General features: G+C 71.7%; 10 protein-coding genes and 1 tRNA gene. 5 read left to right on the forward strand and 6 right to left on the reverse strand.

Going from position 1 to position 18,343, the window contains the following annotated elements; all coding sequences use genetic code 11:
- The first annotated feature begins 231 nt into the window (after window positions 1-231).
- Window positions 232-1,584, forward strand: coding sequence for a hypothetical protein (locus J2S58_RS17080; protein ID WP_205257445.1), 1,353 nt, complete (start codon window positions 232-234; stop codon window positions 1,582-1,584).
- Window positions 1,585-1,639: 55 nt separating this feature from the next.
- Here the strand turns inward: J2S58_RS17080 and J2S58_RS17085 are convergent, their stop codons facing one another.
- Both J2S58_RS17085 and glmU read right to left on the reverse strand, forming a co-directional pair.
- Window positions 1,640-2,614, reverse strand: a complete 975-nt coding sequence (locus J2S58_RS17085) for a ribose-phosphate diphosphokinase (protein WP_205257446.1) — start codon at window positions 2,612-2,614, stop codon at window positions 1,640-1,642.
- Complete coding sequence (glmU, locus tag J2S58_RS17090) at window positions 2,611-4,116, reverse strand: bifunctional UDP-N-acetylglucosamine diphosphorylase/glucosamine-1-phosphate N-acetyltransferase GlmU (protein ID WP_306829028.1); 1,506 nt, start codon at window positions 4,114-4,116, stop codon at window positions 2,611-2,613. The genes J2S58_RS17085 and glmU overlap by 4 nt, the downstream gene beginning before the upstream one ends.
- 879 nt (window positions 4,117-4,995) lie before the next feature.
- Here glmU and J2S58_RS17095 point away from each other — a divergent pair.
- A complete protein-coding gene (locus J2S58_RS17095; RefSeq protein WP_205257447.1) occupies window positions 4,996-6,951 on the forward strand; it encodes a right-handed parallel beta-helix repeat-containing protein in 1,956 nt (651 codons plus the stop codon).
- Window positions 6,952-7,054: 103 nt separating this feature from the next.
- Here J2S58_RS17095 and J2S58_RS17100 read toward each other — a convergent pair.
- Window positions 7,055-7,125: transfer RNA gene (locus tag J2S58_RS17100), tRNA-Gln, on the reverse strand.
- 406 nt (window positions 7,126-7,531) lie between these two features.
- On the opposite strand from J2S58_RS17100, the gene J2S58_RS17105 reads away from it, so the two are divergent.
- The 3 genes from J2S58_RS17105 to mfd all read left to right on the forward strand — a co-directional run bounded on the left by J2S58_RS17105 (window position 7,532) and on the right by mfd (window position 13,321).
- The gene (locus J2S58_RS17105; RefSeq protein ID WP_205257448.1) at window positions 7,532-7,708 is read left to right on the forward strand and encodes a hypothetical protein; all 177 of its coding nucleotides are present in this window, start codon (window positions 7,532-7,534) and stop codon (window positions 7,706-7,708) included.
- Window positions 7,709-7,849: 141 nt separating this feature from the next.
- Window positions 7,850-9,535, forward strand: a complete 1,686-nt coding sequence (locus J2S58_RS17110) for a right-handed parallel beta-helix repeat-containing protein (RefSeq protein WP_205257449.1) — start codon at window positions 7,850-7,852, stop codon at window positions 9,533-9,535.
- 174 nt (window positions 9,536-9,709) lie between these two features.
- Window positions 9,710-13,321, forward strand: a complete 3,612-nt coding sequence (mfd, locus tag J2S58_RS17115; protein WP_205257450.1) for a transcription-repair coupling factor — start codon at window positions 9,710-9,712, stop codon at window positions 13,319-13,321.
- Window positions 13,322-13,468: 147 nt separating this feature from the next.
- On the opposite strand, the gene J2S58_RS17120 is transcribed toward mfd, so the two are convergent.
- The 3 genes from J2S58_RS17120 to ppc form a co-directional block, all read right to left on the reverse strand.
- The gene (locus J2S58_RS17120) at window positions 13,469-13,762 is read right to left on the reverse strand and encodes a hypothetical protein (protein ID WP_205257451.1); all 294 of its coding nucleotides are present in this window, start codon (window positions 13,760-13,762) and stop codon (window positions 13,469-13,471) included.
- 206 nt (window positions 13,763-13,968) lie between these two features.
- Entirely contained in the window at window positions 13,969-15,285 is a 1,317-nt protein-coding gene (locus tag J2S58_RS17125) for a UDP-glucose dehydrogenase family protein (RefSeq protein WP_205257452.1), read from the reverse strand.
- A 92-nt stretch (window positions 15,286-15,377) separates the two neighbouring features.
- A complete protein-coding gene (ppc, locus tag J2S58_RS17130) occupies window positions 15,378-18,230 on the reverse strand; it encodes a phosphoenolpyruvate carboxylase (RefSeq protein ID WP_240189115.1) in 2,853 nt (950 codons plus the stop codon).
- Between the last annotated feature and the right edge of the window lie 113 nt (window positions 18,231-18,343).

The following is an 18,343-nucleotide window of genomic DNA, read 5'->3' on the forward strand; positions in this document are numbered from 1 at the left end:
CGGGCGACGGCGTCACCCTCCGATCAGGGTGGTTCAGCCGACATCACCCTCCGTCGACCATCGACGGTGCCGTCCGTGACGCCGAACCCCTCGTGGCGCTCGACCGACCCGCGCCGCCGGTCGTGGGGGACCGGATCGAGCTCACGCTCGGTAGGCTCGTCGGGACCGTGCGCCGTTCGGTCCGGTGGCGATGTGTGCTGGGGGTCGCAGGCGGGCCCGGGGGAGGTGTCGATGGTCCAACTCGTCGGCTGGATCGGCATCTGCACGGTGCTGGCCTACTTCTTCCGCAGCCGCCCGATCGTGCTCGTGCTCGTGGCCCTGGTGCTGTGGGCCGCGGTTCCCGGGGTGGCGTCGTCCATGATCACCGGGCAGCCGCGCGGCAGCTCGCTGGCCTTCCACCCGGCGACCTGGCTGATCCTGCTGTCGTTCGCCTTCCAGGTGCTCCACGACGTCCATGCGGTGCTGCGGGAGATCGCCCGCCGCATCCTGACCTACCTGGGGCTGAGCCTGTTCCTGGCCGTCGCCTTCCTCGCCACGAAGACCAGCCGGACCGGCAGCGGTCTCGTGCTCTTCCTGAGTCAGATGGTGGCGCCGATCCTGTTGTTCGTCCTGATCCAGATCGCCCTGGACCGCGATCCCGCCCTGATCCACCGGTTGCGGGCGTGGGTGGTGGGGATCGTCGCGGTCCAGGCCGCGCTGGCCCTCGTCGAGTGGGCCCAGGGGGGCGTGCTGCTCTACCGCGCCTACTACCAGACCAACTACTGGTTCGACGAGATCAACTTCCCGCGCTGGATGGGCACGCTGGACCATCCCCTCACCCTGTCGCTGCTCATCGGGGCGACCATCCCGCTGCTCGCGGGCTTCCGCTCGGCCGCGGTCCAACTGCCGTTGCTCATGCTCCTGGCCGGCGGCATGCTGGCCACCCAGTCCCGGACGGGGTTGGCGGTCGCGGGTCTGGGCATCGCCTACGTCGTGCTGGCCTCGCGGATCCGTCCGCTGGCGAAGATCGTGTCCGTCGTCGTGGTCGCGGTGGCGGCCGGGTACGCGGCCACCTCGTCGCTGAGCAGTGGGGTGGCGGACCGGCTCGCCAACGACACCGGTTCCACCGGTGCCCGGACGGCCGCCCTGCAGTTCTTCGCCGACCACGGCAGCGACTTCCTCTTCACCGGAGGCGGTATCGGCTCGGCCAGTCGGGTCGCCGAACTGGGCGGCCTGACCACCAGCCTGGAGAGCTCGATCCTGATCTACGCGGTCGACGTCGGTGTGGTCTTCGCACTGCTCTACTTCGGGATCCAGGCGGCCATCGTCGTCCGCGGGATCGGACGACGTCCGCCGCTCCCCGGCCTGGCGCTCACCGGGGCGGTCATGGTGATCGTCCCGCAGACCTACAACGCCCTGAACGCGCAGACCATCGCCGGGCCGTTCCTCTGGGTCGTCCTGGGCATGGTCGCGGCGATGACCACCCATCGGGCAACCCTGACCGCGGCAGCCGGCCGGACGCCGACGACGGTGAACAGCCCGCCTGCCGTACGACCGCAGCCGGCCGCGGTCGTGGCCGACAGGGTCCGGGGCCTGCGGGGCTGAACTCCGCCGGAGCGGGATCCCGCCCGGCTCCCGGATCGACTGTCGAACAGTCCGGTCAGGCGTCGAACAGCTTGGTGACGGATCCGTCCTCGAAGACCTCGTGGATCGCCTGCGCGAGCAGCGGCGCGATGGACAGCACGGTCAGCTGCTCGAACCGGTGGGCCGGCGGGATGGCCAGGGTGTTGGTCAGCACGACCTCGCACGCCCCGGAAGCGGCCAGCCGCTCGGCGGCCGGGTCGGACAGCACGCCGTGCGTTGCGGCGACGACGACCTTGCTGGCTCCGGCGTCGAGCACCTGACCGACCGCCTTGGAGATGGTCCCACCGGTGTCGATCATGTCGTCGACGACGATGCAGGTGCGGCCGCTGACATCGCCGACCACCCGGTTGGCCACCACCTGGTTGGGCTTGTTCGGATCGCGGGTCTTGTGGATGAACGCGATGGGCGCTCCGCCGAGGCGGTCGGCCCAGCGCTCCGCCGTCCGCACGCGACCGGAGTCCGGGGAGACGACGGCCAGATCGTCGCCGATGTACTTGTCCGCGATGTAGCGGGTCAGCAGGGGCTGGGCGAACAGGTGGTCCACCGGGCCGTCGAAGAAGCCCTGGATCTGGTCGGTGTGCAGGTCGACGGTCATCAGGCGCTGAGCGCCGGCCGTCTTGAGCAGGTCGGAGACCAGACGCGCGGAGATCGGTTCCCGGCCGCGGTGCTTCTTGTCCTGGCGCGCATAGGGATAGAACGGGAGCACCACGGTGATCCGCTTGGCCGAGGCCCTCTTCAGGGCGTCGATCATGATCAGCGTCTCCATCATCCACGTGTTCAGCGGCGGACCGCACGACTGGATCAGGAAGGCGTCCGTGCCGCGGACGGACTCCTTGAACCGGACGAAGATCTCGCCGTTGGCGAAGTCGTAGGCGTCCTGCGGGGTGACCTCGACGTCGAGGAACCGGGCCACTTCGTCGGCCAGTTCCGGGAACGCGCGTCCCGAGAACAGCATCAGGGACTTGCTGTTGGTGATGGAGATGGCACTCACGCGGTGAGGTCCCCTTCGGCGGTGGGAGCGGGGGTACCCGGTGAGCTTACGGGCGCGCCGTCGGCGTCCCGACCGGCCGGGGCACCGGCGCCGGCGGCCAGGGCGGCACGCTCGGTCGGCGTGCCGGGCCGGCGGCGCAGCACCCAGCCGCGCACCGTGCGCTGACGTTGCCGGGCCACGGCCAGATCGCCGGCCGGCACGTCGGCGGTGACCGTCGAACCGGCCGCGACATAGCTGCCCGGCCCGACGACGACCGGGGCGACCAGGGTGCTGTTGGTGCCGACGAAGGCGTCGCGGCCGACCACGGTGCGCGACTTGCGCACCCCGTCGTAGTTCGCGGTGATGGTGCCGGCACCGATGTTGCTGCCCGGCCCGATCTCGGCGTCACCGACGTAGGACAGGTGCGGGACCTTGGCTCCCTCGCCCAGGGTCGATCCCTTGACCTCGACGTAGGCGCCCACCTTGGAGCCGGCGCCCAGTTCGGTGCCCGGCCGCAGGAAGCTGAACGGCCCCACCGTGGCGCCGGGGCCCACCACCGCGCCGGAGGCGTGCGATCGGACCACGGAGGCGTCGCTCTCGACCCGGCATGCACTCAGGGTCGTGTCCGGGCCGATGGTGCAGCCCGACCCGACCACGGTGCCCGCCTCGAGCGACGTGCCCGGCAGCAGCACCGTGTCGGCGTCGACCCGCACGTCGGCGTGCACCCAGGTGGTGCGGGGGTCGAGGACGGTGACCCCGCCCAACTGGAGATCGCGGACCAGACGGGCGTTCAGCCGGGCGGCCATCTCGGAGAGCTGGACGCGGTCGTTGACCCCCTCGGTCTCCACCGGGTCGCTCGCGCGGACGGCACCCACCCGGCGGCCGCGGGCGCGGGCCCCGGCGAGCACGTCGGTCAGGTACAGCTCGCCGGAGGCGTTGTCCGTGGACAGCGCGGCGAGCGACTCGCCCAGCAGCTCCCCGTCGAAGGCGTACACACCGGAGTTGACCTCGCGCACCGCCCGTTGGTCGGCGTCGGCGTCCTTGTGCTCCACGATCGCCGCCGGGGTGCCGTCGGCGTCCCGGATCACCCGGCCGTAACCGGTCGGGTCGTCCACCTCGGCGGTCAGCACGGTCACCGCGTGACCACCGTCGTGGTGGGCGCGGACCAGTTCGCCCAGGGTCTCCGGGCGGAGCAGGGGGACATCGGCGTAGGTGACGACGACCGTGCCGGTCAGCCCGCCGGTCGCGGTGAGCGCACAGGCCACCGCGTGTCCGGTGCCGCGCTGCTCGGCCTGCACCGCCCGGACGATCGACGGCAGTTCGTCCCCGGCCCCGTCCAGGTAGGCCCCGACCGCCTCCCGGCCGTGCCCGAGCACGGCGACCAGGGTGCGCGGGGTCAGGGCGGCGGCGGCCCGGACCGCGTGCCAGACCAGCGGCCGGCCGGCCAGCGGGTGGAGCACCTTGGGCAGGGCCGAACGCATCCGGGTGCCGGCCCCGGCGGCCAGCACGATGACGGCAGTCACGGCCGGATCGGCGGGCGGGTGCGCAGCGACGGGCTCCGACGGGTCGCCCTCCACTGCGGGTCGCGTCGGCTGGGGCGAGGACAACGGCACAGCTCCTCCAGGGCATCTCGCGCATTCCGCCCGCCGGGAAGGCTGCCGGGCCGGAGGTCCACCGGGCCCGGTGCGGGGCCGTGGGACCCGGGTGATGCTAGTGCGCGGCCCGACGGCGCCGGGTCACCCAAGGTCACCGCGTCCCGGTCGCGGAGCGACGCAGGCCGTCACGGGCTCCCCTTTCCGGTGTGACGAGCCGTCCCGGTAGTCGGTGCGACATCCCGTCCCGGCCCGTGCCGTCCTGCAGAGGGTGACCTGGCTCACACGGCCAGGACCGACGATCGCGGCCACCGCGCCCCGACGGGGAGGTGGGAGGCGTACGGCGGGTGCCCGTCCGGCGTCCGACGGGTGACGACTCCGGGGATCCCCACCCGTCGGGGACCGTGTCCGGTCACCGGCGACGCCATCTCCGCAGGTGGCCGACCCGCCTCCCGGGCGGGGTGACGACCGCGGGGACCGTTCGGGGGATGTTGCCCGCAGTGTCTGGCCTCTTACTCTGTGTCTACCGCGAGTGCCTGGCACCGCGGAGGTCCCGATCCCCGGCCTTGCTGCCGCGGGTGTCACCCCGGCGCTCGATCCGCCCGCGGTGGACGCGGACCGCCGGACCGGGGAGTGCGCCGTCGATGCGGCACCCCGTCCCGCACGGACCCGGCTGGTTCCGGACGTGCCCCGTGCCACCTGTGCCCGTCCCGCCGGCGCCGTGCCGCCGTCCCGGTCCCGCGCAGCCGCCCCATCCCGCACCGGTCCCCGGACCGCCCGTACCCCTTGCCGTCCCCGAGGAGATTCCCGATGAAGCGACGCCCCGCCCGACCCGGCCACCGACTCACCGCCGGTCTGTTGTCCGCCACCAGCCTGTGCGTGGGCCTGACCCTGGTCTGCGTCCCGGCCGCCTCCGCTGCCCCCGACTGGACCGTGGTCGCCCAGGACTCCTTCGCCCGGTCGGTCGCCGGGGGATGGGGCACCGCCGAGAAGGGCGGCCCGTGGGCGCTGACCAACGGTGGCAAGGCCGCCGTGCAGGTGTCCGGCGGAGCCGGTTCGGTGGCTGCGCTCCCGTCCGGGAAGTCCTTCCAGGCAACACTTCCCGCCGTCTCCGCGCGGGACGTCCGGGTGCAGATCACCACGTCGTTCCCGAGCATCGGCACGGGGACGTGGACGGTCTACCAGGCCGTGGAGATGCGCCGGCAGGCCGACGGATCGGTGTACCGGGGCAGGATCCGGATGAACCAGGACGGCCGCGCCGCGCTCAGCGTCAACCGGGTCGGGCCGGCCGGGGAGGTCGCCCTGGAGTCCGTGGATCTCCCCGGGACCTTCCGGGCCGGTCAGCGCATCGTCGTGCAGTTCGAGGCCGGCGGCACGGACCCGGTGGCCGTGAACGGGCGGGCATGGCCGGAAGGCACCGCGATGCCGTACTGGCAGACCGAGGTGCGGGACTCCGATCCCGCGCGCATCGTCCGGGCCGGCTCGGCCGGCACCTGGGAGTACGCCTCGATCAGCGGCAGTGCGGCGGTGCTGACCGACGATCTCCTGGTGAGCTCGGCCGACGTTCCGGTTCCGGCCACCCCGCCGGTGAGCAGCCCCGCGCCGGTGACCCGGACCGCCACCTCGGCCCCGGCGTCCGCCTCGGCCCCGGCGTCCACCGCCCCCGCGACGACGGCTCCGGCCACCACCGCCCCCGCGACGACGGCCCCGGCCACCACCGCTCCGGCCCCCCCGTCGCCGACCATCACCATGATCGATCCGACGAGCTCGGCCATCACCCCGCCGACGACCCCGCCGGTGAGCACTCCGCCGGTGAGCACTCCGCCGGTGAGTACTCCGCCGGTGAGTACTCCGCCGGTGAGCACGCCCCCGGTGAGTGGTGCCCGCAAGCCGGACGCCGGCAACACCGGCGTCCCGGTCGGGACGCGATTGAGCCGCTACGACGGTCCGCTGACGATCACCCAGGACGGCACGGTGATCGACGGCAAGGAGGTCTACGGCGATCTGCGCATCCAGGCCCGGAACGTCGTCATCCGCAACTCCTATCTGCACTGCGGTTCCGATGTCACTCCGACCAACAGTGGGTGCATCGACGCCAACCACGCCAACGTCTTCAACCTGACCATCGACCGGAACACCATCGACCCGGACCGCCCCAGCTACACCCGGGACGGCATCGTCGGTCACGAGTTCACCGCCCGCGGTAACCACATCCTGCACACCAACGACGGCATCGGGATCTTCAACCGGCCCGGTGGTTCGTCCGCGGCGAACGTCCGGGTGGAGGGGAACTACATCCACGACCTGACTCATTGGAACGACAGCCCCTACCACACTGACGGAACGCACAACGACGGCATCGAGGTGCAGGGCGGCGAGAACATCGCCATCGTCGGCAACACCATCATCGGGTCGGCGGTCGCCGGCGACGGGCTCGGGGTGTTCGGCCTGCACGCCGGTTCCGCGATCATCGTGGTGCAGAACGTCACGCCGGTGAAGAACCTGGTGATCGAGAAGAACTGGCTCGACGACGCCCAGAACACCGTCTGCATCCAGCAGGGCAAGTTCGCCACGGTCGAACTGACCATGCAGGACAACCAGTTCGGCCGCAACCAGTACGTCTACTCGCGTAATTCGACCTACCAGATCCGGATCTACTCCGAGTCGCGCAGCACCGTGCACGGCCTGCTGAGCAACACCTGGATGGACAACGGCAGGAACCTGGCCGTGGGCCGGGATTCCGGGATACGCTACAACGGTTCCTGATCCCCCGGGCGTTCGCCCGTCGCACCACCGGTGGCCCCGGATGCCGAATCGGCATCCGGGGCCTTCGACGTAGGTGGTGGCACTCCGGACCGTGAGTGCCTCGCTCCGCCGCCAGGATTCGAACCTGAACCATCGGAACCAAAATCCGAGGTGCTGCCGTTACACCACGGCGGATCGCGCGGACACCGTCCCGCGACGAATCCTCTCACGACGGCCGTCCGGGATCGATGGAGTGAACCCACCTGCGCCCGTACCCGCACCTGCCGGTGCACCCGACCGGCGCCGGCGTCGGCGTGACGGCGCTCTCCGACCCGGACGACCGCCGACCGACCGACCGGCTCCGGGACCCGTTCGCGCCGACGGCGCCGTACCCGCGGCGGGGACCCGACCAATCTCGAAACCATAACGTGAGCTCTGTCACCAGTGTTGCGGAGGCATTTCGGTCCGGTCCCGCGGGTAGCGGTTCGCAATTCACTCATCCGGCCCAATAATTCTCCCGATACGCCGGCCGCACAGGTCTGTGCGCGCGCATCCGGCGGCCGATCGTGACGGAGGCGTTCGTCGTGGTCACGCTACGAAGATGTTCGCGCTGGTCCGCGCGGGGTTCCATCGTCGGACGGCCGCCTCGCATCGTCCCGGGCGGCAGGCTGCGGCTCTGGTCGGCGGCGTTTCCTCCGGATATGGTCCGGTCGAGTCCGCCGATTCCCCGGAAATGTCCGGGGACCGGAAAATGCGCACCGCCGCGTTCTTCCGGTGATCGACGCGGACCCGGTCCGACCCGGGCCGGTATTCGTGTTCCACCTCATGTCGATTCGACCGGCCGCTGCATGCAGTGGCCTGCGATGACCCGTGCATCGACGCCCGGCGCCCCCGCCCGGTGTCCAGAAGGAGTTCTTTCGTGAGTGCACTGCACCCCTCGGGCCGACCGGCCCGCGTCCGCATCCTGGCGGGCGTGATCGCGCTCGCCGCGTCCACGGTGACCGTCCTGCCGGCCGCCCCCGCCTGGGCGGCCGACGCCGGCCCGGTCGCCGCCGACAGCTTCGACCGGTCGGTGTCCGGAGCCCTGGGTTCCGCTCCGCTCGGCGGTGGATGGACGGTCAATCCGGCTGTGTCCGCCGGCGTGAACGACGTGTCCGACGGCGCCTGGACGATCGACGGCCTCCAGCCGTCGACCGCGGCGGGCGGGAGCCTGAACCAGGTGTCGTCCCTGAACACCGTGGCGCGTTCCAAGACGACCGTGGTCGGTGTCGCCGATGGCGGGCTGAAGCTCTACCACGCGCTCGAGTTGCGGGAGAAGTCCGACGGATCGGCCTACCGCGCCCGTGTCCGGGTCACCGGAGGTGGTGCGCTCGCGGTGAGCGTCAGCCGGACCGCCGGCAACGACGAGACCCTGCTGGGTGGCATCACCCTGCCGGCCACCGTCGTGGAGGGGCAGGCCGTCCGCCTGGAGGGCCAGGTCACCGGGACCAACCCGGTGAAGATCCAGGTGCGGGCCTGGCCGGACGGCGCGAGCACCCCGTCCTGGCAGTACGAGTACTCCGATTCCGACTCCGCCCGCATCAGCAGCGCCGGTGCCGTCGGCGTCTGGAACTACTCCTCCAGTTCGGCGCCCGTCGACCTGAGCATCTGGGAGGTCTCGGCCGACTCGCTCGACGGCACCTCGACCGCCACCCCGGCCGCGGCCGCGCCCGCGTCGAGCAGTGGCAAGCCGTCCGCGAGCAACACCGGGGTCCCCTCGGGGACCAGTCTGAGCCGTTACACCGGCCCGCTGACCATCACCCAGGACGGCACGGTGATCGACGGCAAGGAGGTCTACGGGGACCTGCGCATCCAGGCCCGGAACGTGACCATCCGCAACTCCTACCTGCACTGCGGTTCCGATGTGACCGCCGGCAACAGTGGATGCGTCGACGCCAACAGCGCGGCCGTCTACAACCTGACGGTCGAGCGGAACACCATCAAGCCCGACCGGCCCAGCGCCACCCGCGACGGCATCGTCGGGCACGAGTTCACCGCGCGGTACAACCACATCACCCGCACCAACGACGGCATCGGCATCTTCAACCGTCCCGGCGGCTCGTCCGCCGCCAACGTGCGGGTGGAGGGCAACTACATCCACGACATGACGCGGTGGAGCTCGAGCCCGTACCACTCGGACGGCACCCACAACGACGGCATCGAGATCCAGGGCGGCGAGAACATCGCCATCGTCGGCAACACCATCATCGGGTCGGTCGTCGCCGGCGACTCCCTGGGCATCCTCGGCCGGCAGGCCGGCGCGGCGATCATCGTCGTGCAGAACGTGACCCCGGTGAAGAACCTCGTCATCGAGAAGAACTGGCTCGACGGTGGCGGCAACACGGTCAGCATCCAGCCGGCCAAGTTCAGCCGGGTGTCGCTGACGCTGCAGAACAATCTGTTCGGCCGCGACCAGTTCGTCTACAACGGCAACTCCCGGTACACGATCCGCATCTACTACCCCTCGCGGGCCTCGGTCTCCGGTCTGACCAGCAACAAGTGGATGGACAACGGGGTCAATCTGGCCGTCGGCAAGGACCTCGGGATCCGGTACGAAGGCTCCTGACCCCGGGCGTCGCGGGGCCGCCCCCGACCCACGACGACCGGCGTAGCATCAGCCCTGAACCCCTCGTCGAACCCGGCGAGGGGTTCTTGGTGTGGCGCGGGTGGGTTCCCGGGCATGTCCCGGGCCCACCGCCGGCGACGGCGGCCCCGCGGCTCGGACGAACGGAGCAGTGCCATGTCTGCCGACACGACGACCGCCGGATCACTGGACGGTCTGCTGGCCGCCGCACTGACCGACCCCTATTTCGCCGACCTGGTCGGCGCGGCCGGCCGTCCGACACGGCGGGTGGTCGGCCCACCGGCGATCCGTCCGTTCGTGTGCGCCGCCCTCGCCTCCGCCGCCCCCGCCGGGGCCGGGGTGCCGGTCCTGCTCGTCACCGCGACCGGCCGCGAGGCCGAGATGGCCGTGGCGGCGATCGGTGACCTGCTGGGCGACGACCGGGTGTGCCTGTTCCCCTCGTGGGAGACCCTGCCCCACGAACGGCTCTCGCCGCGGGCCGACACCGTCGGGCGCCGGCTCGCCACCCTGCGCCGCCTGGCCCACCCCGAGCGCGACCCCGCGGGGTACCCGGCCGTCGTCGTCACCACCGTGCGGTCCCTCATCCAGCCGATGGCCCCCGGGCTCGGCGAGATGACGCCGGTCGAACTCCGGGTCGGGCAGGAGGTCGATCTCTCCGACCTCGTCGAGCAGCTCGTCGGCATGGCCTACGGCCGCGTGGAGATGGTGGAGAAGCGGGGTGAGGTCGCCGTCCGCGGCGGGATCCTCGACATCTTCCCGCCGAACGCGGCGCACCCGGTCCGGGTCGAGTTCTTCGGCGACGAGATCAGCGATCTGCGCACCTTCGCGGTGACCGACCAGCGTTCGCTGGAGGCGGTGGACGTCGTCGTCGCCCCGCCGTGCCGGGAGATCCTGCTCACCCCGGAGGTACGCGAGCGTGCGGAGGGTCTGTCCACCGCGAACACCGGCGACCCGACGCTGTCGGAGATGCTGGCCAAGCTCGCGTCCGGCGTCCCGGTGGAGGGCATGGAATCGCTCATCCCGGTGCTGGTCACCGGGCGGCTGACGCTGCTCCCGGAATTGCTGGCCCGCGGGACCCATGTCGTGCTGGCCGATCCGGAACGGGTCCGCACCCGCGCCGAGGACCTGGTGCGGACGGGCAACGAGTTCCTGGCCGCGTCCTGGATGGCGGCGGCCACCGGTGGTCGGGCCCCCATCGACCTGGGCTCGTCGGCCTACCGGACGCTGGAGGACACCTTCGACGTGATCCGGGACGCCGAGCTGCCCATCTGGAGCGTCACCCCGTTCGACACCGGCCTGCCCGACGCCGCCGACGACCCGGGTGCGGCCCCGGCCGTACTGCCGGCCACCGAGTACCGCGGGGAGTTCGCCGCCGCGGTCGGTGACGCCCGCGCCGCGCTCGCGCAGTCGCACCCGGTCGTCCTGGTGGTGGCCGGGGCCGGCACCGCCCAGCGCGCTCAGGAGCGCCTGGCCGAGGCCGAGGTCGGCGCGAGCATCGCCGGCGAGGGCAGCGGTGAGCTGCACACCCCGCTCCGCTCCGACGTGGTCACCGTGGCCTGCGGGCGCCTGGAGCACGGCTTCACCCTGACCGCGTCCGGGCTGACGATGCTCACCGAGGCCGACCTGACCGGCGGCCGTGGCGCCGTGGACGTGGCGCCGGCCCGGATGCCCACCCGCCGCCGCAACGCCGTCGACCCGGTCTCCCTCAAGCCGGGTGACTACGTCGTGCACTCCCAGCACGGCATCGGCCGCTACGTCGACCTGGTCCAGCGGACGTCCGGCGGCGCGACCCGGGAGTACCTGGTCGTGGAGTACGCGCCGAGCAAGCGCAACCAGCCCGGTGACCGGCTGTTCGTGCCCACCGATTCTCTCGACCTGCTGTCCCGCTTCGTGGGCGGGGAGACCCCGACGCTGAACAAGCTGGGTGGCTCGGACTGGGCCAAGACCAAGGGCCGGGCCCGCAAGGCCGTCCGGCAGATCGCGGCCAAGCTGGTCCAGCTGTACGCCGCCCGTGCATCCTCGCCCGGGCACGCCTTCGGCCCGGACACCCCGTGGCAGCGCGAACTCGAGGACGCCTTCCCCTTCACCGAGACCGCCGACCAGCTCTCGGCCATCGACGAGGTCAAGGCGGACATGGAGCGTCCGGTCCCGATGGACCGGGTGATCTCCGGGGACGTCGGGTACGGCAAGACCGAGATCGCGGTGCGCGCGGCGTTCAAGGCCGTGCAGGACGGCAAGCAGGTGGTGATCCTGGTCCCGACCACACTGCTGGCCCAGCAGCATCTCTCGACCTTCACCGAGCGGATGAACGGATTCCCCGTGGTCATCCGCGGGCTGTCCCGGTTCACCGACGACAAGCAGGGCAAGCAGACCGTCGAGGGTCTGGCCGACGGCAGCGTGGACATCGTCATCGGCACCCACCGCCTGCTGCAGTCGACCATCCGCTACAAGGATCTCGGTCTGGTCATCGTCGACGAGGAGCAGCGCTTCGGCGTGGAGCACAAGGAGCACATCACCGCGCTCCGCGCCCACGTCGACATGCTGACCATGTCCGCCACCCCGATCCCGCGGACGCTGGAGATGAGCCTGGCCGGCATCCGCGAGATGTCGACCATCACCACCCCGCCGGAGGAGCGCCACCCGATCCTGACCTACGTCGGCCCGTTCGACGACAAGCTGGTCGGCGCCGCGGTGCGCCGCGAGCTGCTCCGCGAGGGCCAGGTGTTCTTCGTGCACAACCGGGTGTCCGACATCGACGCGGTGGCCACCCGCCTGCGCGAGGCCGTTCCCGAGGCCCGGGTGGCCATCGCCCACGGCCAGATGAACGAGGAACTGCTGGAGAAGGTCATCGACGGGTTCTGGGCGCGCGACTACGACGTGCTGCTCTGCACCACCATCGTCGAGACGGGGCTGGACATCTCGAACGCCAACACGCTGATCGTCGACCACGCCGAGATCCTCGGGCTGTCGCAGATGCACCAGCTCCGCGGGCGGGTCGGTCGTGGCCGCGAACGCGGGTACGCCTACTTCCTGTACCCGTCGGAGAAGCCGCTGACCACCACCGCCCACGACCGGCTGTCCACCATCGCGCAGAACTCGGACCTGGGCTCCGGAATGGCGGTCGCCATGAAGGACCTCGAGATCCGCGGTGCCGGCAGCATTCTCGGCGCCGAGCAGAGCGGCCACATCGCCGGTGTCGGTTTCGACCTGTACATCCGGCTGGTCGGCGAGGCGGTGAACGCCTTCAAGAAGGCCTCCGGATCGCAGGACGCGGTGGAGGAGGAACCCCTGGAGGTCCGGGTCGAGCTGCCGGTCGACGCGAACCTGCCGCACGAGTACATCCCGGCCGAACGGCTGCGGCTGGACGCCTACCGGCGGATCGCCTCCGCCGCCACTCCCGCCGACATCGACGCGGTGGCCGCGGAACTCGTCGACCGGTACGGCCAGTTCGACGACCAGGTCCGCAACCTGCTCGGGGTGGCCCTGCTGCGGCAGCGCTGCCGGGCCGCCGGGATCGGTGAGCTGAGCCTGGGCTCGGCCGGGTTGAAGATCTCCCCGATCGTGCTGGCGGAGTCCGCGCAGATGCGGGTGGGGCGGCTCTACCCGGGCTCGCGCTACCGGGAGTTGACCCACACCCTCACGCTGCGGCCCCCGCTGGAGTCCGATCGCATCGGCGCCGCCACCCTGCGGGACCAGGCGTTGCTGGACTTCTGCACCCAGGTCGTCGACGACCTCGCCCCGGCCGGCGCACCCGTGCCGGTGGGCTGAGTCCGCCGCGTCGGGCAACCCGGCGCGGCGCGGCCCGACCCGGCGCGGCCCGCCTGGAGTGAGCCGGGTCCGGGGACGACACGACCGCCCGTCGGGATCGACGGGCGGTCGGAGGTCGAGGGCCGGACGGGGCCCGGCGGGTGCGGATCAGCCGCGGGTGCGGGCGAGCCGCGAGCCCACGGTGAGGGCCGCGCCGGCGCCGAGCACCAGCACACCGCCCAGGGCCACCGCGCCCAGGTTTCCGGCTCCGGTCGAGGCCAGGGAGGCGTCGGCGACGGTGGAGGTGCCGGACGTGCCGGATGCGGCCGGCGTGCCCGTCGTCGTGGACCCGGCGGAACCGGAGACGGCGGGGGCCGGGTAGGCCGTGGGCTCGGCGGAGGCGACGGCCGGGGCCAGCAGGAGGCCGGCGCCGATCAGGACGGGGACGAGGACCGTGCGCATGGGATTCCTTCGCGTAGCTCGGACAGGCGACGGAAACCGCTGCCCGCGCCGGATGACGCTCAGGAAACTATCACCGACAGTCACATCGAACGGGTGAACCTCCCGAACGGCCCTCACTTCACCGGGACGAGACCCTGCCCGAGGACCTGACGACCACGTCGGGTGACGTCCGCTCGTCGGAGCGAGGACCAGCACACCCGGAAGGCTCAGGGGCGGCCGAGGGCGCGGTAGGTCCAGCCGGCCGCGCGCCACGCGGCCGGGTCCAGGGCGTTGCGGCCGTCCAGGATGCGGCGCTGGGTGACGATCGAGCCGAAGGCCGTCGGGTCGAGATCCCGGTACTGCTTCCACTCGGTGAGCAGCAGGACCAGGTCGGCGCCGGTGGCCGCCTCCTCCGCCGTCTCGGCGTAGGTCAGGTCCGGCCAGATGCGTTGGGCGTTCTCCACCGCCTTCGGGTCGGTGACCACCACCGACGCACCCTGCAGTCGCATCTGGGCCGCGACGTTCAGGGCGGGGGAGTCGCGGATGTCGTCGCTGTCCGGCTTGAACGCCAGCCCGAGCACGGCCACCCGTCGACCCACGATCGATCCGCCGCAGACCTCCCGGGCCAGGTCGACCATGCGGACCCGGCGGCGCATGTTGATGGAATCGATCTCCCGGAGGAAGGCCAGCGCCTGATCGGCGCCGAGTTCACCGGCCCGGGCCATGAAGGCCCGGATGTCCTTGGGCAGGCAGCCGCCGCCGAAACCCAGTCCGGCGTTGAGGAACCGCCGGCCGATCCGGGTGTCGTGACCGATGGCGTCGGCCAGCTGGGTCACGTCCGCGCCGCTGGCCTCGCACACCTCTGCCATCGCGTTGATGAACGAGATCTTGGTGGCCAGGAAGGAGTTGGCCGCCGCCTTCACCAGCTCGGCCGTCGCGTAGTCGGTGGCCACCAGGGGTGTACCGGCGGCGAGCGGTGTCGCGTAGACCTCGTCCAGTCGGGCGCGGGCCGCCACTCCGTCGTCACCGGCCGGTAGTCCGTAGACGAAGCGGTCCGGGTGCAGGGTGTCCTGCACGGCGAATCCCTCGCGCAGGAACTCCGGGTTCCAGGCCAGGATCGCCCCCGGTTGCACCTCCCGGACCTGCTCGGCCAACCGGGCCGCCGTGCCCACCGGCACGGTCGACTTGCCGACCACCAGATCCCCGGGGGACAGGAACGGCGCCAGTGCGGTGACGGCGGCGTCCACGTAGGCCATGTCCGCCGCGTACTCGTTGCGCTTCTGGGGGGTGCCGACGCAGACGAAGTGCACCGAGCGACCACGGGCGGCGGACATGTCGCTGGTGAAGGTCAGCCGCCCCGTCTCCAGCGCCCGGGTGAGCACCTCGGGGAAGTCCGGCTCGTAGAAGGGCGTGCGGCCCTCCTGCAGCGACGCGACCTTCCGCTCGTCGACGTCGATGCCGACCACGTCGTGCCCCAGCTGGGCCATGCAGGCCGCGTGTACGGCACCGAGGTACCCGCAGCCGATCACCGAGATCGAGGTCATGTGATCGCTCCAGCCGAGGCAGGGGTGCAGGTCGCACCCGGGATGGTCATCCTAAGTCACACGGGGTGACTCTCTGCCACCATGCCGGGGGATCAGCCGGTGTTCCGCATCCCGGCCGCCACCCCGTTGACCGTGAGCAGCATCGCACGCTGCAGTTCAGGATCCACCGGGTCCGTCCCGCCGGACTCCTGGGCGCGGATCCGGGCCAGCAGATCGACCTGCAGGTAGGAGATCGGCGCGAGGTACGGCTCGCGGACCGAGAGGGTCCCGCTGAGCACCGGCTGGCCGTCCAGCACGTGCTCGCCTCCGGTCAGTCGCAGCACCTCGGCCAGGGTCAGCGCGTGCTCCTCCCGGATGAGGTCGAACAGGTGCCGCAGTTCCGGCGGTACCAGGGCCTCGACGTAGAGCGCGGCAATCCCCATGTCCGTCTTGGCCAGCGTCATCTCCACGTTCGACAGGAACGTGCGGAAGAAATGCCAGCTGCCGTGCAGCTCGGCGAGCACGTCCTGGTGGCCGGCCTCGCGCGCCGCGCGCAAACCCGAACCCACCCCGAACCAGCCGGGTACGATCTGCCGCGACTGCGTCCACCCGAACACCCACGGGATGGCCCGCAGACCGGAGATGCCGGCACCGGAGTCGGGCCGGCGGGCGGGGCGCGAGCCGATGTTGAGGGAGCCGAGCTGCTCCACCGGGGTGGAGGACACGAAGTACGCGGGCAGATCCGGGTCGTCGATGAGGGAGCGGTACTTGGCGAAGGCGGCGTCGCTGACCGTCTCCATGGTGGCGTCCCAGGTGTCGAGCTGGGCCGGGGTCAGCCGTGGCTCCCGGTGCAACGCCGATGCACGCAGGGTCGCGGCCAGGGTGAGCTCGAGGTTCTCCCGGGCGAGCTCGGGCAGGGCGTACTTGTCGCTGATCACCTCGCCCTGCTCGGTGAACTTGATGGCCCCGTCCAGCACGCCGTGCGGCTGGGCCAGGATGGCGTCGTAGGTCGGCCCGCCGCCGCGGCCCACCGAGCCGCCCCGGCCGTGGAACAGCACCAGCGAGACGCCGTGCCTGGCCGCCACGTCGCGCAGCACCCGCTGGGTCTTGTGGATCTCCCACTGGCTGGTGGTGATGCCCGCCTCCTTGTTGGAGTCGGAGTAGCCGAGCATGACCTCCTGCACGTTGCCGCGCAGCCGGACGATCTCCCGGTAGTGCGGGTCGGAGAGCAGCTCGTCGACGACCTCGCCCGAGCGCTTGAGCTCCTCGACCGTCTCCAGCAAGGGAGCGAAACCGACGGCGGCGAACGCCGGCGGGCCGTCCACGGAGCCGTGCAGGTCCAGCAGCCCCGCTTCCCGGGCCAGCACGGCGGCGGCCAGCACGTCGTCGCTGCCGCGGGTCATCGAGATGATGTAGGTCTGGATGACCTCCGGCCCGTAGGTGGCCTGGGCTGCGCCGATCTCGGTGAAGACGGCGAACGTCCGGGCGGCCTCGGCGTCCAGGCTCGCGGACCGGCCGGCCAGCGGACGTCGTGCGCCGAGTTCGGCGGACAGCAGATCGCGCCGGGCGGCGCGCTCGAGGTCGGCGTACGCGGTGTCGCTCTCCTGCAGGCGGTCGACGAGCACGCCCACGGTGTGGTGGTGGGCGTCGGCGTGCTCCCGGACGTCCATCGTCGCCACGTGCAGACCGACCACCGCCATGGTGCGCCGGACCCGGGCCAGCGAGCCCTCGGCGGCCAGCAGGCCCGCGTGCTCGGCCAGCGAGTCGTGCACGACCGCGAGATCCGCGAGCAGTTCGGCCCGGTCGGCGTAGTCCCGGCCGGCCTCGTGCGCGCGGTCACCCTCGACCCGAGCGCGGGTGTTCATCAGCTTGGCCTTGACGCAGGTCAGCTTCAGTCGGTACGGCTCCGGGGCGTTCAGCTCCTTCACCCGCGGATCCAGCCCGGGCAGGTTGGCCAGGTCCTCCTCGACCGAGGCGATCAGCGCGGGGGAGACCGGCACGATGTCCGTCGACATGGACAGCGTCATGATCAGTTCGTCCATCGCCTCGATGGCGATGCCGATGGCCACCCGGTGCTGCAGCAGCAGGATGTCGTGGGTGACCGCGGCGGTGACGTTGGGGTTTCCGTCCCGGTCGCCGCCGATCCAGGTGCCCATCGACAGCGGGGTGGCCTCGGCGCCCAGGGCCGCCCCGTGCTCGGCCAGTTCGGCGGCGAGGTCCGAGGTGACCTCGGGAAGGGTCTCGGCGAGGATGGAACGCAGGTAGTACAACGCGTTCCGCGCCTCGTCGACCGGGGTGGGGCGGAACTGCCGGAGCTCGTCGGTCTGCCAGATCAGATCGACCAGCTCGGCGAGCTCCCGGTCCTGCCGGGCGCGTGCGGTCGTCCGCGGCTCGGTGGGGACGGCCAGGATGTCGTCCAGTCGACGGAGCTTGGTGAGCACCGACCGGCGGCTCGCCTCGGTGGGGTGCGCGGTGAACACCGGCTGAACCGACAGCCCGGCGATGGCGGCGGTCAGTTCGTCCGGCCCGAGCGCCGCGGCGACCTCGGCCACGGCCGTGGCCAGGTGCCCCTGGTCCGCCGGCCGCGCCCGCAGGGCCCGGACCCGGTGGACCTGTTCGGCCGCGTTGGCCAGGTGGAAGTAGGACGCGAAAGCGCGCACCAGCTGGGTGGCGCGGGAGATGGGCAACCCGGCGAGGATCTCGCGCACCGCGGTCGTGGCCGACTCCCGATCGGCGGGCGCATCGGCCTCGCGCGACTGCTTGGTGAGCCCGCGGACCTGCTCGACGAGATCGAGGAGGTCCTGCCCGTGCTGACGGACCAGGGTCTGCCCGAGCAGTGCCCCCACCCGGCGGACGTCGGCGCGCAAGGCGGCGCCGCCATCCCCGGCGGTGGGGTGGGCACCGGCGGCCACGGTGTCGCCGGAGTCCAGGTCGTCGGTCGGCGACGGGGTCATCAGATCGGTCATGCGCCGATCCTCACCCATGCCCATGACAGGCAGATGACGGGGTCTCCCCAGCGGGACATCACCCCCCGGGACACCGGTGACCCGGTCGGGTAACGAACGGGGGGCCGGCGGCG

It is taken from the genome of Nakamurella flavida (genome assembly GCF_030811475.1).
GTDB lineage: Bacteria > Actinomycetota > Actinomycetes > Mycobacteriales > Nakamurellaceae > Nakamurella > Nakamurella flavida.

What these genes read in the sequence shown, in the direction of transcription:
- J2S58_RS17080 (WP_205257445.1), top strand. Translation starts at nt 232, where the DNA reads ATGGTCCAACTCGTCGGCTGGATCGGCATCTGCACGGTGCTGGCCTAC.
- J2S58_RS17095 (WP_205257447.1), top strand. Translation starts at nt 4,996, where the DNA reads ATGAAGCGACGCCCCGCCCGACCCGGCCACCGACTCACCGCCGGTCTG.
- J2S58_RS17105 (WP_205257448.1), top strand. Translation starts at nt 7,532, where the DNA reads ATGTTCGCGCTGGTCCGCGCGGGGTTCCATCGTCGGACGGCCGCCTCG.
- mfd (WP_205257450.1), top strand. Translation starts at nt 9,710, where the DNA reads ATGTCTGCCGACACGACGACCGCCGGATCACTGGACGGTCTGCTGGCC.
- J2S58_RS17120 (WP_205257451.1), bottom strand. Translation starts at nt 13,762, where the DNA reads ATGCGCACGGTCCTCGTCCCCGTCCTGATCGGCGCCGGCCTCCTGCTG.
- J2S58_RS17125 (WP_205257452.1), bottom strand. Translation starts at nt 15,285, where the DNA reads ATGACCTCGATCTCGGTGATCGGCTGCGGGTACCTCGGTGCCGTACAC.
- ppc (WP_240189115.1), bottom strand. Translation starts at nt 18,230, where the DNA reads ATGACCGATCTGATGACCCCGTCGCCGACCGACGACCTGGACTCCGGC.